22 protein-coding genes and 2 pseudogenes are annotated in these 21,113 nt (G+C 65.6%); 8 read left to right on the forward strand and 16 right to left on the reverse strand.

Annotation, left to right across the window (positions count from 1 at the left end):
• Positions 1-14: 14 nt before the first annotated feature.
• From M5I08_RS23580 to M5I08_RS23620, 9 genes are all read right to left on the reverse strand, one after another.
• On the reverse strand, positions 15-1,670 hold the full coding sequence (locus M5I08_RS23580; RefSeq protein ID WP_219068153.1) for a virulence factor Mce family protein: 1,656 nt from the start codon (positions 1,668-1,670) through the stop codon (positions 15-17).
• 6 nt (positions 1,671-1,676) lie between these two features.
• On the reverse strand, positions 1,677-3,266 hold the full coding sequence (locus tag M5I08_RS23585; protein ID WP_219068154.1) for a virulence factor Mce family protein: 1,590 nt from the start codon (positions 3,264-3,266) through the stop codon (positions 1,677-1,679).
• Positions 3,263-4,300, reverse strand: a complete 1,038-nt coding sequence (locus M5I08_RS23590; protein ID WP_219068155.1) for a virulence factor Mce family protein — start codon at positions 4,298-4,300, stop codon at positions 3,263-3,265. Before M5I08_RS23590 ends, M5I08_RS23585 begins: the two co-directional genes overlap by 4 nt.
• A complete protein-coding gene (locus M5I08_RS23595; RefSeq protein ID WP_219068156.1) occupies positions 4,297-5,619 on the reverse strand; it encodes an MCE family protein in 1,323 nt (440 codons plus the stop codon). The genes M5I08_RS23590 and M5I08_RS23595 overlap by 4 nt, the downstream gene beginning before the upstream one ends.
• 17 nt (positions 5,620-5,636) lie before the next feature.
• Complete coding sequence (locus M5I08_RS23600; protein WP_219068157.1) at positions 5,637-6,506, reverse strand: ABC transporter permease; 870 nt, start codon at positions 6,504-6,506, stop codon at positions 5,637-5,639.
• A gap of 1 nt (position 6,507) precedes the next feature.
• Entirely contained in the window at positions 6,508-7,227 is a 720-nt protein-coding gene (locus tag M5I08_RS23605) for an MlaE family ABC transporter permease (RefSeq protein WP_219068171.1), read from the reverse strand.
• Positions 7,228-7,533: 306 nt separating this feature from the next.
• Positions 7,534-8,226, reverse strand: coding sequence for an AMP-binding protein (locus tag M5I08_RS23610; protein ID WP_219068158.1), 693 nt, complete (start codon positions 8,224-8,226; stop codon positions 7,534-7,536).
• Positions 8,227-8,272: 46 nt separating this feature from the next.
• Entirely contained in the window at positions 8,273-8,716 is a 444-nt protein-coding gene (locus tag M5I08_RS23615) for an SRPBCC family protein (protein ID WP_219068159.1), read from the reverse strand.
• A 24-nt stretch (positions 8,717-8,740) separates the two neighbouring features.
• Positions 8,741-9,229 (reverse strand): acyl-CoA thioesterase, encoded by a 489-nt coding sequence (locus M5I08_RS23620; RefSeq protein ID WP_219068160.1) that lies wholly within the window; start codon positions 9,227-9,229, stop codon positions 8,741-8,743.
• A gap of 14 nt (positions 9,230-9,243) precedes the next feature.
• On the opposite strand from M5I08_RS23620, the gene M5I08_RS23625 reads away from it, so the two are divergent.
• On the forward strand, positions 9,244-10,353 hold the full coding sequence (locus M5I08_RS23625; RefSeq protein ID WP_219068161.1) for an alcohol dehydrogenase catalytic domain-containing protein: 1,110 nt from the start codon (positions 9,244-9,246) through the stop codon (positions 10,351-10,353).
• A gap of 26 nt (positions 10,354-10,379) precedes the next feature.
• On the opposite strand, the pseudogene M5I08_RS23630 reads toward M5I08_RS23625, so the two are convergent.
• A pseudogene (locus tag M5I08_RS23630) lies at positions 10,380-10,565 on the reverse strand (CoA transferase); the annotation flags it as partial.
• Here M5I08_RS23630 and M5I08_RS23635 point away from each other — a divergent pair.
• Both M5I08_RS23635 and M5I08_RS23640 read left to right on the forward strand, forming a co-directional pair.
• Positions 10,566-10,752, forward strand: a pseudogene (locus M5I08_RS23635) (CoA transferase); the annotation flags it as partial.
• A gap of 98 nt (positions 10,753-10,850) precedes the next feature.
• Complete coding sequence (locus tag M5I08_RS23640) at positions 10,851-11,387, forward strand: TetR/AcrR family transcriptional regulator (RefSeq protein ID WP_219068162.1); 537 nt, start codon at positions 10,851-10,853, stop codon at positions 11,385-11,387.
• Here M5I08_RS23640 and M5I08_RS23645 read toward each other — a convergent pair.
• Positions 11,384-12,736, reverse strand: coding sequence for an FAD-binding oxidoreductase (locus M5I08_RS23645; protein WP_370328539.1), 1,353 nt, complete (start codon positions 12,734-12,736; stop codon positions 11,384-11,386). The genes M5I08_RS23640 and M5I08_RS23645 overlap by 4 nt on opposite strands.
• Positions 12,737-12,955: 219 nt before the next feature.
• Between M5I08_RS23645 and M5I08_RS23650 the strand changes: the two genes are divergently transcribed.
• On the forward strand, positions 12,956-13,219 hold the full coding sequence (locus M5I08_RS23650; protein WP_219068163.1) for a hypothetical protein: 264 nt from the start codon (positions 12,956-12,958) through the stop codon (positions 13,217-13,219).
• Complete coding sequence (locus tag M5I08_RS23655) at positions 13,216-13,599, forward strand: type II toxin-antitoxin system VapC family toxin (RefSeq protein ID WP_249762990.1); 384 nt, start codon at positions 13,216-13,218, stop codon at positions 13,597-13,599. Before M5I08_RS23650 ends, M5I08_RS23655 begins: the two co-directional genes overlap by 4 nt.
• 875 nt (positions 13,600-14,474) lie before the next feature.
• Here M5I08_RS23655 and M5I08_RS23660 read toward each other — a convergent pair.
• Positions 14,475-15,134, reverse strand: a complete 660-nt coding sequence (locus tag M5I08_RS23660) for a TetR/AcrR family transcriptional regulator (protein WP_219068164.1) — start codon at positions 15,132-15,134, stop codon at positions 14,475-14,477.
• Between the two features lie 145 nt (positions 15,135-15,279).
• On the opposite strand from M5I08_RS23660, the gene M5I08_RS23665 reads away from it, so the two are divergent.
• A complete protein-coding gene (locus M5I08_RS23665) occupies positions 15,280-15,411 on the forward strand; it encodes a hypothetical protein (RefSeq protein ID WP_219068165.1) in 132 nt (43 codons plus the stop codon).
• Between the two features lie 77 nt (positions 15,412-15,488).
• Here the strand turns inward: M5I08_RS23665 and M5I08_RS23670 are convergent, their stop codons facing one another.
• The 4 genes from M5I08_RS23670 to M5I08_RS23685 form a co-directional block, all read right to left on the reverse strand.
• A complete protein-coding gene (locus M5I08_RS23670) occupies positions 15,489-16,853 on the reverse strand; it encodes an NAD(P)(+) transhydrogenase (Re/Si-specific) subunit beta (protein ID WP_249763439.1) in 1,365 nt (454 codons plus the stop codon).
• A gap of 56 nt (positions 16,854-16,909) precedes the next feature.
• A complete protein-coding gene (locus M5I08_RS23675; protein ID WP_219068272.1) occupies positions 16,910-17,233 on the reverse strand; it encodes an NAD(P) transhydrogenase subunit alpha part 2 in 324 nt (107 codons plus the stop codon).
• Positions 17,234-18,331 (reverse strand): Re/Si-specific NAD(P)(+) transhydrogenase subunit alpha, encoded by a 1,098-nt coding sequence (locus tag M5I08_RS23680; RefSeq protein ID WP_219068273.1) that lies wholly within the window; start codon positions 18,329-18,331, stop codon positions 17,234-17,236.
• A gap of 224 nt (positions 18,332-18,555) precedes the next feature.
• Positions 18,556-18,921: a DUF1348 family protein gene (locus M5I08_RS23685; protein WP_219068274.1), complete on the reverse strand. Its 366-nt coding sequence runs from the start codon at positions 18,919-18,921 to the stop codon at positions 18,556-18,558.
• An 87-nt stretch (positions 18,922-19,008) separates the two neighbouring features.
• On the opposite strand from M5I08_RS23685, the gene M5I08_RS23690 reads away from it, so the two are divergent.
• On the forward strand, positions 19,009-20,220 hold the full coding sequence (locus M5I08_RS23690; protein ID WP_219068313.1) for an acyl-CoA dehydrogenase family protein: 1,212 nt from the start codon (positions 19,009-19,011) through the stop codon (positions 20,218-20,220).
• 1 nt (position 20,221) lies between these two features.
• Entirely contained in the window at positions 20,222-21,052 is an 831-nt protein-coding gene (locus M5I08_RS23695; RefSeq protein ID WP_219068275.1) for a tyrosine-protein phosphatase, read from the forward strand.
• Positions 21,053-21,113 lie beyond the last annotated feature (61 nt).

Consider the following 21,113-nt stretch of genomic DNA (forward strand, 5'->3'; position numbering starts at 1 on the left):
GCGAAGCAGGGCGATCACTGTCCCGGTCCTGCCGATGAGGCCGCCTCGGCGGGCGGCGGCGGGCCGGCCGGTGCAGGTGCCGGTCCCGGCGACCCGGCCACGGGAGCAGGCGTCGGGGGCACCGGGCCCGGGATTACGTTCGGTCCGGGCGGTGGCGGCGGTATCGGCGCCTGGCCGGGTGGCTGGCCGACGTACGGCAACGGGCCCGGCTCCTCGTTGTAGGCGTTCGGGGGTCCCGGCGGCGTCTGCTGTCCCGGTATTAGTGCTGGTGTGGCATCCGGGCCGCCCATGAGTTCGGCCAACGAATCCGGGGTCAGCAGGCCCTCCGTGACGGGGTCCACCTGAACTCCTTGCATCCCCGGTGCGACGATCCAACCGTGCTGAGTATTGCGGTGCGAGGTCGGCGTGTCCGGCACCCAGATCCCGGGGACGGTGCTGTCCTTATACCCGTTCGGCGGCTGCAGCCGCGGCTCAGAGTAGCCGACCTCCTTGGGCAGCACCTGGGCCGTGGTGGCTATGTTCAAGGTGAACGGCTGGTAGTTGAACTTGATCGCATCGAGGATCGGCGTCAAGTATTGCGCACACAGTTCGGCGGAATCTTGGTAGCCGAGCCGGCTGCCGGCTTGTATCGGGCCGCAAACCCAGAGCAGCGGGTTGGCGGGCAGGGCCCCGACAAGGAAGGTGATGGTATCGGCGAGCAGGGCGCCATTTGCCGGGTGGTAGAAATTATTGCCGTTCGAGAACAAAGTCGGGAAGATGTGCAGGCCGGTCTCCAACCCATTCAGCGGCTCCGGCTGGACCAGGGTGGTGGTCACGTCGGCGAGGTTGTTGACGTCATGTGCCAGCACTTCGCGGTTCTTGGCCAAAAACGGGCGCAGCGTGGGCAGCAGATTGTCCAGCTGCTGTATCGCATTGGCGACACCGCGGTCGGAGTGCGTGAGCCTATCGGTGACCTGCGCCAGGTTCTGGTTCAATGCGACGAACTGCTGGTCGTCGGCATGCAGCGCGTTGACGAATAGCGCGAGACTGCGCGCCACCCCGAAGAAGTCGCCGCGACCCTCGTTCAACGCGGTCAGCGCCTGCGACAGGTCGGTGAGCGTGGTGTTGATCTGTTTACCCTTGCCGGACAGCCCGTTGGCGAACGCTTCGATGGCGTCGCCGAACGGCCCCTTGGGCTCCTGGGGTGTGGGGCCAAGTTTGTCGATGAGGTTGCTGAAGCTGTCGCGCAGCGCGTCCCACTCCGTCGGCACCTGGGTGCGGTCGATCGGGATCACCGCGTTGTCCGCCAGCACCGGGCCGCCTTTGTACGGCGGCTCCAATTGGATGTTGCGCGCCGCGACCAGGTTGGGGTTGAGGATCACCGCTGTGGCGTTGGCCGGCACCTTGTACTTGTTGTTGTAGTGGAAGGTCACCTTCATCTTGTCGCCGGCCGACTCGACCTTGTCGATCGCACCCACCTGGATGCCCATGATCCGGACCTCGTCGCCGGAATAAAGGGAGTTCGCCTCCGGGAAGTAGGCGACCACGGTGTTATTGACCAGCTTTTGGTAGAGCTCACGGCCGACGAAGGCGGCGACGAGCGCCAGCACGATAACCAGCGAGCCGATGATCACCGACGCGCGCGATAGCTTGGGGAGCCGCAGATTGCGGATATCGAAGACCGTGCTCACCTCCGGTTACCTCCCCGCGGTGGCGCCACCACCGCCGCCTGGCTGACTGTTGCCGCCCAGGCCGGGCGGGATGAACGGCGCCGGCAGCTGGTTGCCTGGTCCCGGTGGCGCTGGTGGCCCCGGCGGCAGTCCCGGCGCGAACGTCGACGGCGGTGGGGCCGGGCCGGCCGGGGCCAGGCCCTCGGTACGCGCCCCCGGTGGCGCGTTGGGCGGCAGCGGCACCGGGGTGCCCGGAACGTCCGGAGCCGGCTCGCCCGGCCGCCCAGCGATCGGGATCCCGGGTGTGGGCGGCAAACCGTTAGGGTTCGGCGGCGACGTCAGCACGTCCGGGTAGTCCGTCTGGCCGCCCGGGAGGCCGAACGGCCCCAGTCCGTTTCCTGCGCACGGCAGCGGGCTGATGGGGCTGGGGAACGCGCCGGCCGCCGGTGCATACGAGCACGGCGAACCCGGCGCCACCGCCGGCCCGGGGTGCTCCGGGGTGCCTTCCAGCAGCGTCGGCGCCGGCGGCGGCGCGCCGTTGGGGAACCGGGTGCCGTTGGGGTCGGGGTAGCGGAAGGCCGGCAGCCCGGCATTGCGCCAGAACTCCTCGGGCGAGATCCCGCGCTTCTTGAGCGCAGCATCGAGCCACGGTTGGGTAAATTGGTAGGCCATGCCGTTGAAAAAATTATTCGTCGCCGACACTTTGAAGTACGGTCCCGACGCGACGGTCTCGTTGAAGATTGTCCAGAATTTAGCGCCCTGGACAAACACATCCGCCAAGTCGTTTTTGCGGTCCCGTAGCAGGTCGCTGACTGTGCGCAGCTGTTCTAGCACGTGATTCAGATTCGGGTTGTCGTTGATCAGCCCTTGCAGCTGGGCTGAGACGTTCGCGACGTTACCCAGCAGCGCGTCGATGGCCTGGCCGCGCTGGTTGACCGCGGCCAGCAGCGTCTTGGTGTTGACCAGTAGCCGGTCGACCTGCTCGCTGCGGTCGCCGAGCACACTGGCCACCTGGTTGGCTTGCGCTAGTAGGTGTTTGATCTGCCCGTCGCGTTTACCGATGGTGTCGGAGAACTTGGCCACCCCGTCGAGGGCAGCGCTCAAATGCGGGTGAGTCTCTTCGACGGTCTGCGACAACACCTTCAGCGAGCGCTTGACGGTATCGATGTCCCAGCCGGCGGCGGCCTTGGTGGTGTCGAAGATAGCGTCGTAGATCTGATACGGAGTCGCGCTGTGGCCCAAGGGCAACACACCGCCGGGCCGCAGTGGGTGCGTGCCCCGCGGTTCGACCTCGAGCACTTTTTTGCCCAGAATGGTCTCGGTCTTGACGGCCACCCGGCTTTCGCTGCCAATGGTGTTGCCGCCGGTCGTGAACTTGACCACGATGTGGTCACCGTCGATCTTCAGCGCCTCCACATCGCCGACAGTCATCCCGGCGATGCGGACCTTGTCGCCCTTGCTCAGCTGGCCGCTGTCGGTGAACTCCGCGTAGTAGGTCGGCTTGGCGAACAACATCGGCACACTCGAATAACTTTGGCCAACGGCGGTGACGAGAACGATCACTATGAGGCCCATGAGCCCGATCTGAAGCCGGTTAGCGGGTTCCAGCGTTCTCATTGCGGCGTGCACCTCCCCGTGGGCTGCTGGAAAAGCCTGACCCGGCGGACCGGACCACCGGGTTGCAGCCCGTTAATAAGGAAGGTGACATCGCAGACGTAGAAGTTGAAGAAGTCGCCGTAGACACCAGTGCGTCCGAACAGTTTCATCGTCTTCGGTATGTCCTGGATCGTCGTGCTGAGGTCATCGCGTTTGTCGATCAGCGGTTGGGCGACTCCCTGCGTGTAGTTGACGGTCTTTTGCAGCAGCGGACGATTCTCGGCGAGCAGGTCTCCCAGCGTTCCGGCGGCATTGCTGATGTGCGCGAAGTCGTCGGCCAGCGGGTCGGCGTGGTTCTTCAGGCCGGTGATCAGCTTTTCGAAGTTGTCGATGGTCTGGTCGAACTGCGTGCGATGGCGCACCGTGGTGTCCAGCACGATGTTCAAGTTCTTGACCACCTCGCCGATCGCGTGATCACGCTCGGCGATCGTCGAGGTCAGCTGCGCGGTTTGGTCGAGGATGTCGTTGATGGTGCCGCCTTGACCCTGGAACACGGTGACGATGGTCGACGCGATGGTGCTGACCTTCTGCGGATCCAGTGCCCGAAGCAGCGGCTCGAAACCACCGATCAGCGCATCGAGGTCCAGCGCCGGTCGGGTACGTGACAGCGGGATGAACCCGCCCGGCGGCAGAACCCGGTCAGCGCCCTCGCCTTCACCGCGGGTGAGCTCCAGGTAGCGGTCACCGATCAGGTTGAGATAACGAATCTGGGCGGTCGTGGATTGATACAACCGCAGCGAGCGGTCGACGGCGAAGTCGACGTGGGCCCGATGCCCGCCGTCGACGAGCCGGATCTTTTTGACCTTGCCGACCTCGACCCCCGACGCACGGACGAATTGGCCTGTCCGCATGCCGCTGACGCTGCTGAACTCCGCGGAGTAGGTGTTGGTCCGGTCGAAGCGCATCTGACCGAACACCACCGCGATCATGCCGGTGAAGGCGAGCAGCACCAGCCCGACAGCGCTGAGTTTGACAGTGGTACCGGTGATTTTCATGGGTTGATCGTGTTCTCCCCCCACTGACGGCCCCACACGTATTCGACGCCGAGGGGCGAGCCCACATCCAAGTGGTTATACGGCGCGACGCTGGCTCCGTTGTCCATTACTAGGTAGGGCCCGGGCCAGAGGTCACGGGTGATCCGCTGCCAACAACCCGGCGCGCCCCCCGGCCCACCGCGAGCGTTGTTCCGCGGCAGATTATCCGGATAGACGTAGGGGTTCTGCACCCCGCCGATCAGGTTGGCTAGGGCTGAAAGCCCGAATGTGAGCGGTGCGAGCGCCGCGCCGGTGATCCCCGCTAGCGGATTCAACAGAAGCCCGAATCCGCCGAGGGCCTCGGCGCGGTTGTCCAGCGCATACCCGTCACCTTTACCGAGGGCGTTGGCGAGCCTGGGCTCGACCTCGCCTATGTTGCGGGCGGCGCAGAACAGCTCGGGGCTGTAGGTGTCGAGCAGCCCGGTGGTGGGCACCAGGTCGGCGACCGCACGCTGCAGGTACGGCCCGCCGCGACCGACGATGTCGGCGCCAGTATTCCCCAGCCCGACCGCTGCCAGCAGCGCCGCATCCAGATCCTTTTGCTGGGCATGCAGCGTGTGCGCCGTCGTCGCCGCATTGTTGAGGAAATCGAACAGATCCGGTGCCCCGTTGGCGTAGGTGTCGAAGAGGGCGGCCAACTGCTGGATGTCATGGCGGGCTTGCGACTGCAAGGGATTCACCTCGTCGAGGATGGCGTCGGCGTTGACGATCGACTGCCCGAATTTGTCGCCCAACCCACGGAACGCCTCCGCCGCGGCGCTTAGCGTCAGGTTCAGCTTGACCGGATCCACCTTCGCGGTAATCGAGGCGACAGTGGCCAGCAAGGTGTTGATCTCCGTCGTCACATGCCTCGCGTCGATCACATGTTGTGGCGAGATCCGCTGTGGCGTCGGGTTTTTCGGCGATGTCAACGACACATACTTATTACCGAACAGCGTGGTCGCCACTATTTTGGCATCAACGTTGGCCGGGATCAGCCTGATGTATTGTGGATCCACATCCATCAGGAACTTGGCCGCCGGCTTGCCGTCCTGCTGCACTTCGGAAATTTTGGTGACCTGGCCGATCTGGACCCCGTTATAGGTGACCTTCGAGCCGGCATCCATCACCAAACCTGCCCGCGCGGACAGCATCTGCAACGTCGTCTTGGGCGAGAAATCCCCCCGATACTGCAGGTACACCAGCCACACGACCAGCGCAACGACCAACAAAAACACCACACCGGCCAGCCGGAACGGATGAAGCGGCGGCTTGTTTGTCTTCCCCTGCGGAGTCGTCATGCCGTTGCCCCGTTGCCTTACACCGTGAAGTTGAAGTTCGGGTTGGTGCCGTACAGCGACATTTCAAACAAGACGAGTACGACGTTGATCACAACCAGCGACATGCGCATCGAGCGGCCGACAGCTTCACCGACGCCGACCGGACCGCCGCTGGCGTTGTATCCGTAGTAGCAGTGGACCAGCATCACCACCCCGGCCACAATGATCATCTCCGCGAAGGACCAGAACACGTCGTCGGGGCGTAGGAACGTGCGGAAGTAGTGGTCGTAGCTGCCGGAGCCTTGTCCGTACGCCACTGTCGTGACGAGCTGCGGAGCGGCAAACGACGCGATCAGCGCAAGAGAGTAGAGCGGGATGATCACCACCTGCACGGCTATCACCCGGGTGGACACCAAAAACGCTCTCGAGTTGATGCCCATCACCTCTAGCGCGTCGATCTCCTCACTGATCCGCATGGCGCCCAGTTCGGCGGTAGCGCCGGCGCCAACCGTGGCCGCCAGCACGACGCCGGTGACGACGGGGGCAACGAGACGCACGTTGATCAGTGCGGCAAGGAACCCCATGAGCGCATCGATACCTAGATGAGACAGTGCCGCAAAGCCCTGCAGGGCGACCAGCGAGCCGGAGGACGCCGTCACCAGACCGACGATCACGGCGGTCCCGCCAATGACGGCCAGCGCGCCGGTGCCCATGCCGACCTCGGCGACCAACCGCAGGACTTCCTTGCGGTAGCGGGTCAGCGCAAACGCTATGTCGCGACCAGCGAGCACCGAGAACCAGCCCAGCTTGCCGGCTTCCTCCAGGCTCCCGGTCGCGGCGACGCCGTAGCGACGAAGGTTGGCGGTTGCCCGCGGGAAGCGGGATCGCAGCACTTGAGCCGTCGTCATCTCAGATCGCCCCCGTTCCGAACCGCACACCGATGGCGGTCAGCACCACGTTCACCGCGTACAAAAGGACCACGGCCATCACCACGGTCTCGTTGACGGCGACCCCCAGACCTTTTGCGCCGCCCTTCGTGGTCAGCCCCCGGTAGCAGCCCACCAGGCCAGCGATCAGCCCGAAGATCAAGGCTTTGACCGTTGCGACGACTACCTCGGGCAGTCCGACGATAAACGTCAGCGAGGAAAGGTAGGCGCCCCCCGAGATATTCTGCAGGTAGACCCCGAAGATATAGCCGCCCACCAGGCCGATCATGCTCACCAGGCCGTTGAGCAGCATCGCGACCGTGCACATGGCCAGGACCCGGGGCGCCACCAGCCGGTGGATGGGGTCGATGCCGAGCACCTCCATCGCGTCGATTTCCTCCCGGATGGTGCGGGCGCCCAGGTCCGCGCAGATCGCCGTCGCACACGCGCCGGCGACCACCAGCACGGTCACGATCGGGCCGATCTGGGTGATCACAGCGACCGCCGTGCCCGCGCCCGAGACGTCGCCGAGGCCGACTTGGATCAGCAGGACGTTGAACGTGAAAACGAAAAGCACCGTCACCGGCACCGAAACCGCCATGGTCGGGAAAAGCGAGACCCTGACGATAAACCAGCACTGCAAGACGAACTCTTGCCACTGGAACGGCGGGCGGAATAGCGCCTTGCCGGTCAGCACACACATCCGGAAGAACCCGCCGGCGAGAACCAGCGGCGGACCCAGGCGGTCCCGGGTGAAATCGGTGAGCCGTGGCTGCGTGGTCGTCACGGGCACCCCGGTACAAGGCAACCCGGAGCCTCGCGGCGAAGCAGCCGATGGTGTCGCACGCCTCCTCCTTGCCCCGACCCTAGGTGCGTGGCCTCCGTCTCCCTACTCGCAGGTAGTTAAGACAGACCACAGGACTGTACCCGATGATCTCGTGGGCACGCATAGCATTGGCACTATTAGCCTTTCGTCTAGTTGACCTGCGAGTTCTGCGCTATCTCAGGTTCAACCGTCCCTTGCCGGATCCGTTGACGTGTAAGCGCTTTGAGAGGCGTCGGCGGCACCGGTCGAGACCCCATAGCGCGCCCGCAATTCGGTCTTCAAAACCTTCCCTGCGGGGTTGCGCGGCAGCGCGTCGACGATCATGTCCTTTTTGCGGTCGACCACCCAGACGTAACCATCGGAGTCCATCCGAACCAGGTCGCCGGAGTGGAACCAGCCGCCCGCAAACGCCTCAGCCGTCCCCTCCGGGTTATTCCAATAGCCGCTCATCGATGTGGGTGCACGATAAACAATTTCACCGACCTCGCCGACGGGAACGTCGTTCATGTTCTCGTCGACCGCGCGGGCAGCCGCGGTCGGTATCACACGGTCGGTATCACCTTGCCCACCGAGCCGCGTTTGGCGATCGCGTCTTCGCCGAGCAGCGTGCAGGTCACCGGCGACATCTCCGTTTGGCCAAAGGCGGCCAGAATCTGCGTCCCGGGAAAGGTTTCCGACATCTGGTCGCAGCAGCGTCTCGGATGCCGGTGCGGCACCCCATGCCATCATCCGCAATTTCACGTCGCGCGGATTCGCCTGCTGCGCATCGCATACCGCCTGCCACTGCGCGGGCACCACGAAGATCCCGGTGACCTTCTCGGTCGCCAGCACGTCGAACAGGCGCCCCGGGTCGAACGCGCCCCGCGGATGGATCACGCGCGCGCCGGCTCACCGAAACGCTGGACCGCAGCGGCATCTGGGACTAGCCCGCCGACGACAATTCCTCGGCGCGCCGCTTGAGGTTTTCGGCGAGGTAGTCCAAGACGTTGTCCGCCAGCTTTTTCACCATCGGCGCGGGAACCGGCATCGTGGGCTCGACGTCCATGTCCACCGTCAGCAGCGACGTCGCACCCATCTCGACGACGCTGAACAGCTGGTCCTGCTTTTTGAACAGATTGCCCTGCTGCATCACGGTCTGAATTTGGTTGGGGCTCGGGTAGTAGACCGCCTGGATCAACGTGTCCTCGATGCCCTCGTACGCAGCGTCAAGGCGTAACTGGCTGGGGCGTCCGTCGTCGTAGCGGGCCAGCACCCAGAGCCCCTTTATCTCTTGGTTCCACTGCGGGTAGGACTCGAAGTCGGCGACGATGGCCAGAATCTTGGCCGCGTCGGCGGCGACTTCGACGGTCTTGCTCACAAAAGGCATTGGCCGAGCATAACGAGCGGCGGCTTAACCGACGCTGACCGTGGACAACAGCGCGCGAACGGCGTCCGGGATGGGTACCGGTCGACGGCTGGTGCGGTCGATGTAGACGTGCACCCAATGTCCGAGTGCGGCGATCTTCTGCTCTACTGCGTCTTCTGCGGCGGCCAGTTCTTCGGTCGCCCGGAAGACACCGAGACGATAGGTGATACTGCTGCGCCCGAGCCGGGTCACCGCCACACCGACGACAAGCCGTTGCGGAAAATGCAGTTCGGAGAAGTAGCGGCAGCCCGATTCGGCGACGATGCCCTGCGCCGTCGTCGTCACCGGGTCCACAGCGACATTCGAGTTGATCCAGCCGTTGATCGCGGTGTCGAAAAGCTGGTAGTACACCGCGTTGTTGAGATGGCCGAACATGTCGTTGTCGGCCCAGCGGGTGAGCACCGGCCAGTGCACCGGAAAATCTTGGCTGGTGAGCGCGTCCGAGTCGGGCGGATCCGCAGAAAACGGAGTCATGGTTGTATTCGACCATGGGAAAGATCCGCGGCGGCGTGCTGGAGCACATCGGATCGCCGCGGCCGTATGCGGCTTCAAGGCCCATCAACGTCACCGAGATCGACCTGGCCCCACCCGGCCGCGAGGAATTGCAGGTGCGCATCGAGGCCGCCGGTGTGTGCCACTCCGACCTGTCGGTGGTCGACGGCAACCGGGTGCGGCCGACGCCGATGCTGCTGGGGCACGAGGCGGCCGGAATCGTCGAGCAGGTCGGCGACGGCGTGACCGACGTGACCGTCGGCCAACGCGTCGTGATGACATTCCTGCCGCGATGTGGGCACTGCGCGGCGTGCGCCACCGAGGGCCTGACACCGTGTGAACCCGGCAGCGCCGCGAACAACGCCGGGACCTTGCTCGGCGGTGGAATGCGGCTGAGCCGCGGCGGCTCGGCCGTCTATCACCATTTGGGGGTTTCCGGCTTCGCCACCCACGCCGTCGTGCACCGCAACAGTGTCGTTGCGGTGCCGGCCGACGTCCCGCCGCCCGTCGCGGCGCTACTGGGTTGCGCGGTACTGACCGGCGGCGGCGCCGTGCTCAACGTGGGCAAGCCAGCGCCCGGTCAGATGCTGGCCGTCGTCGGTCTCGGTGGTGTCGGCATGGCGGCGGTGCTGACCGCGTTGGCCCACGACGATGTCGGAGTGGTCGCGGTCGACCAGCTACCCGAGAAGCTGACGACCGCTTCGGGTTTCGGCGCACACCAGACCTATACACCGCGGGCGGCCATCGCCGCCGGTGTCAAAGCGCCCGTCGTCATCGAGGCGGCGGGTCATCCCTCCGCACTGCAGACGGCGATCGACCTGACGGCTCCCGGCGGCCGTACCATCACTGTCGGCCTGCCGCGGCCGGACGCCCGGATCAGCTTGTCGCCACTGGGTTTTGTCGCCGAGGGCCGGTCGCTGATCGGCAGCTACCTCGGATCGGCGGTACCGGCACGCGACATTCCGCGGTTCGTCGAGCTGTGGCGCGCGGGCCGGCTGCCGGTGGAATCGCTGGTGTCGTCCGCGGTCGGGCTCGACGACGTCAATGCGGCGATGGATCACCTGGCCGACGGAACGACGCTGCGCCAGTTGATCAGCTTCGGCTAGGTCTGCCGAGCCCTCATCGCGTTATGTGCGCCGTGACTCCAGCTCGCCCGGTCGGCGTCCGGCCCGGTCTCGCCGTAGCCGGTGATCAGCCCGTAAACCAGGCGGGGGTTGTCCGGGGCTATCGACTCGAAGTCGAATCCCGGACGCCGCAACGCGCCGGGGCGCACGTTGGTGACGAACACGTCTGCGCCGCTGATCAATTCGAGAGCCATGCGGACGTCGCCAAAATCGAGCCGCCGGCCGGAGACCCCGCGCGCCTGTTCGGCCGGATGTTGGGACTCGACGTGGGACGTCAGCCCGCCGTTCGAGATGGACAATCGCTCCAAGCGCAGCGTCGTCCTCGATCTGGCCAGCGGCGAAGGCCACCGCGCCGCCGATTGGCTCACCAGGACCGCCGATCAGCCACGATGCGTTGGGGCCCGGCTAAGATTTGGTGGCCAGCTACTGGTGACACGAAAACAGCGTGACACTTCGGGCTATTTTTGTAAAGTATAGGTATGGAGCAGACGGCGGCCATTGAAGGCGACAGCACGACGCAGCAGCGGATCCTCGCGGCTACGGCGGAGGTGCTCAGCCGCAACGGTAAGCGCAAGCTCAGCCTGTCCGACGTCGCTTCGCAGGCCAGGGTGTCGCGGCCAACGCTCTACCGCTGGTTCGCTTCGAAGGAGGAGCTGCTTTCGGCGTTCTCCCATTACGAACGACAAACCTTCGAAAGCGGTATGAGCCGGGCGACGGCCGGCCTCAAGGGGGCCGACAAGCTCGACGCCGCGCTGCGGTTCATCGTCGAGTATCAGCACTCCTACACCGGCGTGCGCATGGTCGACATCGAGCCGGAGCATGTGATCAGCCAGTTCTCACACGTCATCCCGCAGATGCGGGATGGTTTGCAGCGGCTGATACCCGGGCCCAACGCTGCGGTCAAAGCCGCCACCGCGATTCGAGTAGCGTCCTCGCACTACATGATCCGTAGCGACGACGCCGACCAATTCCTCGCCCAACTACGCCATGCGGTGGGAATCAAAAGCTCCGACTAATCGAACAGCACCGCGGCATTGAGGTAGCCGGTCGGGTCGAAAGCCGTCTTCAGCGTCCGCATCGCCGCGATGTCGGCGCCCTCGCGTGACATGCCGACGTACTTGCGCTTACGGCTGCCCACGCCGTGCTCAGAGCTGACGTTGCCGCCGGATGCTGCGATCAGGTCCATCATCGCCGCGTACAGGTCGCGCTCCTGCTCGGCGCCGCATCGCAGCACGTTGAGATGCAGATTGCCCTCCCCGATGTGCCCGAACAGCACGCCGATCGCGTCGGGCGCACGCCGGCGCAGCAACGCGTCCGCGCCACGGGCGAACGCGGGAACCGCCGAAATCGGCAGCGCCACATCAAATTTCACCGGCGGCCCGTAGACGCCGAGCACCTCGGCTATCGATTCGCGCACCCGCCACAAGCGTTGTTGCGCAACCGGATCGACGCCCACCGCCGGCTCTCCGCAAGTCCGCACTCCCGTCAGCGCCTCGGCTAGCCGCTCGGTTTGATCGTGATCCGACGCCAGCTCCACCAATAGCAACCAGTCACCGCGGACCGGCGCCGCCGCACCTAGATGCTCGCCGGTCAGCGCGGCCGCTCGGCCGTCGACCAGTTCCAGGGCGGCGATGGCGTCCAAGTCTCGAAACAGCCGGCCGGCGTCGACCAGCGCTGCTAGGTCGTCGAAGCCGCACACGGCCGTCACTCGATGCGACGGATCGGGGTGCAGCCGCAGATCAAGTGCGGTGATCACACCCAGCGTTCCTTCGGCGCCGACGAACAGCGACGGCAAGTCATAGCCGGTGTTGTCGGCCCGCACGCGGGAGTGCCGTCGCATCAGCGACCCGTCGGGCAATGCAACGTCCAGTCCGACGACCTGCGCGCCCATGTTGCCGTAGCGCAGGGTGCGCAGCCCGCCGGCGTTGGTCGAGGCCATCCCGCCGACGGTGGCGGTGTCGCGCGCCGCCAGGTCGACACCGAACAGCAGGCCGGCCTTTATCGCCGCGCGCTGTACAGCAGCCAGGGCGGACCCTCCCTCAACCGCCACACGGCGCTCCAGCGCGTCGACATCGCTTATGGCGCAGAGCCGTTCGGTCGACAACAGCACATCATCGTGCTCGGGTACGGTGCCGGCCACTAAAGAAGTGCGACCGCCCTGAATCGTGACGTGCGTCCCAGCGTCCCGGCACAGCCGCAGTACCTCGGCAACTTCGTCCGCCGAGCCCGGACGCACCAATGCGCTCGCCCGCCCGCGATAGCGGCCGGTGTGGTCGACGCTGCGGCCGGCCAGCACATCGGGGTCGGTGCTGACGTGACTTGGGCCCACCACCGATGACACGGCTCGCAGCACGGTCGAAGTCATGGCGAGGGTGTATCACACGCCTGCTGGGCCGCGTGATGCAGGATTAGGAACCGTGAGCATGCAGCGTGAGGATGTCTGGTTCAACTCAGGTCACGACCGGATCAGTGCGTGGCTGTACCGACCGACAGGCAACGCACCCTGCTATCTCGCCCGTGAAGCTATCAGCTTGTCGAAGCCACAGAAGTGTTACACCGTGGTCATAGGTGGTACACTTCTGGCATGCCAACCACCCGCCCGCGCCATCAGGTGACGGAGACGCCGCAGGTAGCCCGCGCGCTCGACCTCGCCGCCAACCGATGGCCCGGCGAGTCGCGCTCCAAACTGCTGCTGCGCCTGGTCGACATCGGCGGCGGAATCCTTGAACACGAGCAACACACCAGTGACGACGCTCACCGGACGGCTGTGCAAGCAAGCAGTGGCCGGTATGCCGGGGCGTTCGGACCCGACTATCTCACTGAACTGCGGGCGGACTGGCCCGCGTGATCGCGCTGGACGCCAGCGTCCTGATCGCCCATCTGAATCCCGCCGACCCACACCACCAGGCCGCGACAGCCATCCTGATTGCCGGCACACCCGGCCAGATGCTTGTCCATACCGTCACCATGGCTGAAGTCCTCGTTGGCGGCGTCCGCATCGGGCAAGGCGCGGCCATGCTCGACGATTTACAAGCCGCTGGCATCACCGTCGCCCCCCACGACGACGGCGAACCGCTGCGTCTCGCCGAACTGCGCGCCACCACCGGGCTCAAACTCCCCGACCGCTGCGTCCTCGACATCGCCATCCACCACCATGCGCGCTTGGCGACTTTCGACGACGCGCTCGCCACCGCCGCCCGACAACGCGGCGTAACGGTCACTAGTTAACTCCAGACGCGCCGCCGTGCAGGCGGTTTTGAGATTCGCCGACGAGGAGCATGCCCCAGCCACGCGATACCTATCGCATGCAGTTGGTCTGCGATGGGCGACGCGGCGGCATCCGGTCGGAAAGGGCAAAGTGTCCTTTGGTTCTGGGGCCGGGCGGGCCGACAAGGCCCGACCTTCCGACCGCTTGGACAACGGGGATGCAAGCCGAACGCCGCTTCGAGACCGGGTGAGACAGACCTGCTACCGTTCAAGTTTGCTTGCTTGGGCCCAGGGCGGTGCGCGACGGTCATTCACCTGCGGAGGGTTCCTCACCCGCCACGCTGTCCGACCCCAGTGATTCGCTGGGGCTGGGGGACCTCACCGATCACCGGCGGCTTTGACAGCGCCCCGGCTACCCCGCTCAGCAGCATCGGATCGGACGAGTCGTTCCTCACGCCGCTTTCGACCATCGGGTCCTCGGACAACCTCGCCATCCAAGACAACTGGTTGCCCGGAATCGAGGAAGTCTCGGTCCAAACCGGCGAAGACAACGATGTCCTCGCGTTCCTGGTGCCCGCCGACGGAGATAAACAGCTCGTCGATCTGGTCAACTTCGACGCCCACGACGCTCCGCCGCTGTTCAACCCGGACGCCACCGGCCCGATCGACGTGGGCGGAGTGCAGCTGGCGTCGCCGCAAGATGGGGCGCTGTTCAACGACCTCGCCAATGCGCTGTTCACCGGCGGCGCCGCAGACTTCGACAACGCGACCACGTTGTTCGACGACCTGCTCGGCGCCGACCCGTCGGGCGCGGCCAGCGCCGCCGCCGACCCCGCCGATGTCCTCGACGCCGCGGCGAACGACGCTGTCGCCGCCAACCCCGATGACCGTCCCCGTCATTTAGAGCGGCGGCCGGACCGACCGATTTCGGTTCTCACCCCGAGCGGCGACTCGTTGCGGACCGACTCGTCGCGGATCAGACCCCGCAGCAGTGCGGTGCTGAACTCGGCGGCGATCTCCTGGGCGCTGCGGCGTCCGCTCGGTCGCAGCCAGCGGTAGGCGCCGAGCGTCATCCCGATGTAGCCGAGCGCCAGGACGTGGGAGTCGCACGCATAGAACTCACCGCTGGCGATACCGCGGTCGATCAGTCCGTGCACGTGCTCGTAGACCTGGGTTTCCTTCTCCCGGATCGCGGCGACCTGCTCCTCGGTGAACCATTCGGTGATGTAGGGCTGCTCCTGGAAGTACACCGCCGCGCCCTCGGGGTTAGCGGCGATTTGGTTGAGCAGCCGCGCGGTGTACTGGTAGAGCGCCTCACGTGCCGACATCGACGGGTCGTCGTGCACCGCGGCCAAGGTGCGCTGCGCGGCCTGCTGATAGATGTCGTAAAGGATCAGCGACTTGCTGGCGTAATAGTGGTAGACCGTGGCCTTGTTCAGACCGACCACGTCGGCGACGTCGTCCATCCGGGTGCCGTGGTAGCCGCGAGCGGCGAACAGCTTGGTGGCAACAGTCAGCAACTCCTCGCGACGGGAGAGGCCGTTCTCGGATGGCATGTGTACTCGCTATCGGCAGGCCGGGGGTGCCCGGTGTCAATCAACTAGTTGGATAGTCTATGCAGGACGGTTCGTTCACCGTTGCGCATTGCCCTGTCGGTCTAGACTTCTGCCAGAGTCAAGTCGCGAGTCGAGAGGTGGTCACATGAATTTTGATCCAAACCCGGACTACGACGCTTCCGACGAGATCGAGTTCTACTTCCGGTACTTCACCTGGGGCCTGCGGGGGGTCACCGACGGCAACGGCTATCCGCCGCCGGCATATCCGCCGGTCTAACGCTAACCAGCGCCAGCAGACGCAGAATCGCACGATTCGGTCTACGAACGTGCGATTCTGCGTCTGCTCGGCGGGACCTAGAGCGCTTTGAGTTCCTCGGTGATGGCGGTCACCGACTTTTTCGCGTCGCCAAACAGCATGGTGGTGCCCTCGCTGTAGAACAGCGGGTTGTCGATGCCGGCGAACCCGGAGTTCATCGACCGCTTGAGCACGATCACCGACCTGGCCTTGTCCACATTGAGGATCGGCATGCCGTAGATCGGGCTGGACGCTTCGTTGCGGGCGGCCGGGTTGGTGACGTCGTTGGCGCCGATGACGATCGCGACGTCGGTGCGGGCGAACTCGTCGTTGATGTCGTCCATGTCTTTCATCGCGTCGTAGTCGACCTCGGCCTCGGCCAGCAGCACGTTCATGTGGCCCGGCATCCGCCCGGCGACCGGGTGAATCGCGTACTTGACCGGCACGCCCTTCTCCTCGAGAAGGTTGGCCATGCCCTTGACGGCGTGCTGCGCTTGCGCGACCGCCAAGCCGTAGCCCGGCACGACGATCACTTGGTTGGCGTAGGCCATCTGAATCGCCGCATCAGCGGCCGAGGTGGACTTGACCGTCTTGTCGCCGTCCGCGCCGGCGGCCGGGGCGAGGCCGCCACCGCCGAAACCCCCCGCGACGATCGCCGGGATGGAGCGGTTCATCGCCGCGGCCATCAGGTTGGTCAGGATCGACCCGGAGGCGCCGACGATCATCCCGGCGACGATCATCGCGGTGTTGTTCAGCGCCAAACCCGCCGCCGCGGCCGACACCCCGGTCATCGCGTTGAGCAGTGAGATCACCACCGGCATATCCGCGCCGCCGATCGGCAGCACCAGCATCAGGCCCAGCGCGCCCGCGGCTGCGAGCAGACCGATCATCCACCCCAGCGGCGCCCCGCCGGTTCCGGGATGGGCGTGCAGGCCCACGACGACCGCGGCCGCCACGGCCACCGCGAGCAGCAGCAGGTTGATCAGCTGCTGCGCCTTGCCGAGGCCGATTGGCTTGCCGGAGATGATCTCTTGCAGCTTGCCGAACGCGATGATCGACCCCCAGAACGAGATCGACCCGATGACGGCGGCGAACAACGAGGCCACCACGATGTGCACGGTCGGCGACTCGCCGTGCGCAAAGGCTGAAAAGCCGCGCGTGTCAATGAATTCCGAGAGCGCTATGAGCGCGACGGTGCCGCCGCCGACGCCGTTGAAGAACGCCACCAGCTGCGGCATCGCGGTCATCTTGGTGTAGCGGGCCGGCGGGACGCCGAGCACGACGCCCACCACCAGGCCGGCGACGATCAACAGCCATTGATCGGTGTGGCGGATCTTGATCAGCGTCGCCGTCACGGCGAGCGCCATTCCCGCGGCGGCGATCAAGTTGCCGCGCACCGCGGTCTTGGGCCCGGTCAAACCCATCAGGCCGTAGATGAACAGCGCGAAGGAGACGATGTAGAGGCCGATCACCAGATAGTTCACTTGGCAACCTCGTCAACCTTGGCTTGGACCTTCTTCTTGCCCTTGAACATGCCGAGCATCCGGTCGGTGACGATGAAGCCGCCGATGACGTTGAGCGTGCCGAACACCACCGCGACGAACAGAATGATCTGCGCCGCCAGCGACGGATGCTCAACCGCGCCGAACACCACCAGAGCACCGAGTACGACGATGCCGTGGATGGCGTTGGTGCCCGACATCAGCGGGGTGTGCAGCGTGTTGGGCACCTTGGAGATCACCGCGAACCCGACGAACCCGGACAGCACCAGGATCGCCGCGTTGGCGAGTAGTTCGTCGTACATTTAGTCCTCCCCGACCGTCTGCCGAGTGACACATGATTCCGCGATGACATCGTCGTCGAAGTCGGGCGACAGCTTGCCGTCGGTGATCAACAGGTCCAGCAGGGCCGTGATGTTTTTGCTGAAGAGTTCGCTCGCATGCTCGGGCATGGTGGCGGGCAGGTTCAGCGGCGAGGCGATGGTGACGCCGTATTTGACCACCGTCTTCCCGGGTTCGGTGAGCTCGCAGTTGCCGCCGGTCTCCCCGGCCAGGTCCACCACCACGCTGCCGGGCTTCATGGCCTCGACCGCCGCCGAAGTTACCAGTCGCGGCGCCCGGCGACCGGGCACCAGCGCGGTGGTGATCACCACGTCGAATCCACTGATCGCGTCTTCTAGCGCCTTCTGCTGCTGGGCGCGTTCGTCCTCGGTGAGTTCGCGGGCGTATCCGCCCTCACCGGCAGCCTCGATTCCGACGTCCAGCCACTGCGCCCCCACCGAACGCACCTGGTCAGCGACCTCGGGACGCACGTCGTAACCAGTGGTGCGCGCGCCGAGCCGTTTGGCCGTCGCCAGGGCCTGCAGACCCGCCACCCCGGCGCCCAGCACCAGCACGGTGGCCGGTTTTACCGTGCCCGCCGCGGTGGTCAGCATCGGGAAAAACCGCGTCAACTCCGACGCCGCCAGCAGCACGGCCTTATAGCCGGTGACATTGGCCTGCGACGACAGCGCGTCCATCGCCTGCGCGCGGGAGATCCTGGGGATGGCTTCGAGCGCGAAGGCCTGCACGCCGGCCTGCTTCAGCGCGCCGATCGAGTTGTTGGCCTCGCGGGGCGCCAGGAATCCGATCAGCGTCTGGCCACGGCGCAGCCGGGCAATCTCGTCGGCGGTCGGCGGTGCGACCTTGACGACGATGTCAGCCGCCCAGGCATCACCGATCGTGGCGCCGGCCTCGGCGTAGAGGTCGTCGGGCAGCAGCGCCCGTTGGCCGGCGCCGAATTCGACGACGACCGCGACCCCGCTTTTCACCAGCGGCCCGAGCGCCTTGGGGACCAGCGCGACCCGTCGCTCGTCGGCCCCGGACTCGGCGACCACCCCCACCGTCGTCTGCGAATCTGTCATGGCGCGTGCATCTACTTTCCCGTACTTTCCCGTACTGTCCCGTGCTTCCTGCCGCCAAACATTCCCGCACATGCCGCCGGCCCGGCCGCACACCTCAGCTACCTTAACGTGAGCCAGATTTGACTTCGGCGGCCGAATCCTTCTCGGGTGATACTTCGCCACCCGAAGCGAAATGAACAGCGGTCGCGGTGTTGTGGCACCACAAAATGGCGTTGTCACCCCAGCTACCAGAGCGGGATGTCGAGGCCGTGCTCGCAGGCTGGCCGGCGGCCGAAGTAGCGGCGCTCGGATTCGTCGATCGGCACGTCGTTGATGCTGGCTTCGCGGCGCGCCATCAACCCCGACGGGGCGAACTCCCACAGCTCGTTGCCGTAGCTTCGGTACCACTGGCCGCTGCCATCGCGGCACTCGTATTGGAAGCGCACCGCGATGCGGTCTTCGTGGAAGTCCCACAGGCTCTTGCGCAGCGAATAGTCGAGTTCGCGTTGCCACTTGCGCGTCAGGTGAAGGGCGGGAAAGGCGGCAGGGATTCGGTCATAGAACCATGGTGCGCAGCCGCGGTCCCGACCGCGGACCGAAACGACGCGCACCCGGCGCGGCGTGTCGTGTGGATGGTTGTCGCGGGTTTCAAATGTGTTACCTGGCGGTGTCCTATCGTGACGGGCATGAACTTCGCGATGTCCGCCAAAGCCAACGACTACCACAAACGGCTGTCCGAGTTCATCACCGAGCACGTCTTTGCGGCCGAGGCCGAATACCACCGCTACCGACACCAGGCCGGCCCGAATGATCACACCGTTCCCCCGATCATCGAGGAACTGAAGACAAAGGCCAAAGCCGCCGGCCTATGGAACCTGTTCCTGCCGGCCGAGTCGGGCTTGACCAACCTCGACTACGCCCCGCTGGCCGAGCTGACCGGGTGGAGTCTGGGGATCGCGCCCGAGGCGATCAACTGTGCGGCACCCGACACCGGCAACATGGAGACGCTGCACCTGTTCGCCACCGAGGAACAGCGCAAGCAGTGGCTCGAGCCGCTGCTGAACGGCGAAATCCGCAGCGGGTTTTCGATGACCGAGCCCGCAGTCGCCAGTAGCGATGCCCGCAACATCGAAACCTCGATCGTGCGCGACGGCACCGATTACGTGATCAACGGCCGCAAATGGTGGACGTCGGGCGCAGCCGATCCGCGTTGCAAAATCCTGATCGTGATGGGCCGCACCGATCCTGAGGCGGCAAGCCACCAGCAGCAGTCGATGGTTCTGGTGCCGATGGATACCCCGGGCGTGACGGTGGTCCGTTCGACGTCGGTTTTCGGTTACCGCGACCAGCCCGGACACTGCGAGATCATCTACGACAACGTCCGGGTTCCGGTCACCAATCTGCTCGGCGAGGAAGGCGGCGGGTTCGCGATCGCCCAGGCGCGGCTGGGGCCGGGCCGCATTCACCACTGCATGCGAGCACTGGGCGGAGCCGAACGCGCGCTGGCGCTAATGGTGCACCGGGCCAACACCCGGATTGCATTTGGCCGGCCGCTCGCCGACCAAGGTATGGTTCAGCAGGCAATTGCCAAGTCCCGCAACGAGATAGATCAAGCCAGGCTCCTGTGCCATAAGGCGGCCTGGACCATCGACCAGCATGGCAACAGGGCTGCGCATCTGCTGGTGTCACAGATCAAGGCGGTGGCACCGCAGGTGGCGTGCGACGTCATCGATCGCGCCATCCAGGTGCACGGCGCGGCCGGCGTCAGCGAAGACACGGCGCTGGCCCGCCTTTACGCCTGGCACCGCGCGATGCGCATCTTCGACGGGCCGGACGAGGTGCATATGCGATCCATCGCTCGCGCCGAGATCGGCCGGGAGCAAAGCGCTTTCGCTGCGGCGGTCACCTAATATGGCCTTTAGCGTGCGGGATCTGCAGGGGGCCTGGAACTTTCGCGACGTTGCGGACAGCACCGGCGTCCTGCGACCGGGACGGCTGTTTCGTTCCGGCGAGCTGAGCGATCTCGGCGACGACGGCCGCGATGAATTGAGCCGATTAGGCATAACCGATGTCGCCGATCTGCGTTCACGCCGTGAGGTAGAACGCCACGGGCCGGGCCGGGTGCCGGACGGCGTGCAGATTCATCTGCTGCCCATCCCGGACCTCGGGCCTGACGAGCTCACTCCGGACGGCTCGGACGATCAGGCGCCCCACGAGCATGCGTTTCGGCGGCTGCTGGAAGATAGGGCCGACGGCGAAGCGGTCAGCGTTGCGTCCACCCGCTACATGATCGACGAGTACAGCCGGTTTCCCACCTACAACGGCGCCCAGCAGGCACTGCATCGCGTGGTCAGCTTGCTGGCCGACGGACGCACCGTGCTCACCCACTGTTTTGCCGGCAAGGACCGCACCGGCTTCATGGTGGGGCTGGTGTTAGAGGCCGCGGGCGTCGAGCGCGACGCGATCATGGCGGACTTTCTGGGCAGCAACCGGGCGGTCCCCCGGCTGCGGGAGGTGATCCTGGATGCGGTCCGGCACCGGACGGACGTCGAAATGACGCCGGAGTTGATGGCGTTCACCGAGGCGCGGCTGTCCGACGAGGTCCTCGGTGTCCGCGAAGAATACTTGGACACCGCACGGCGCACCATCGACGACAAGTTCGGCTCGCTGGACGGTTACTTCCGTAGCGCCGGCATCACCGCGTCCGACGTGACCCGGCTGCGCGACGCGCTTTTGGGGTAGTCAGCGCGACTCCCAATTCCGGACGCAACCTCGACAGCCGAGGTTACTATGCTCTCGTCTA

The organism is Candidatus Mycobacterium methanotrophicum (assembly GCF_023515995.1).
Classification (GTDB): Bacteria; Actinomycetota; Actinomycetes; order Mycobacteriales; family Mycobacteriaceae; genus Mycobacterium; species Mycobacterium methanotrophicum.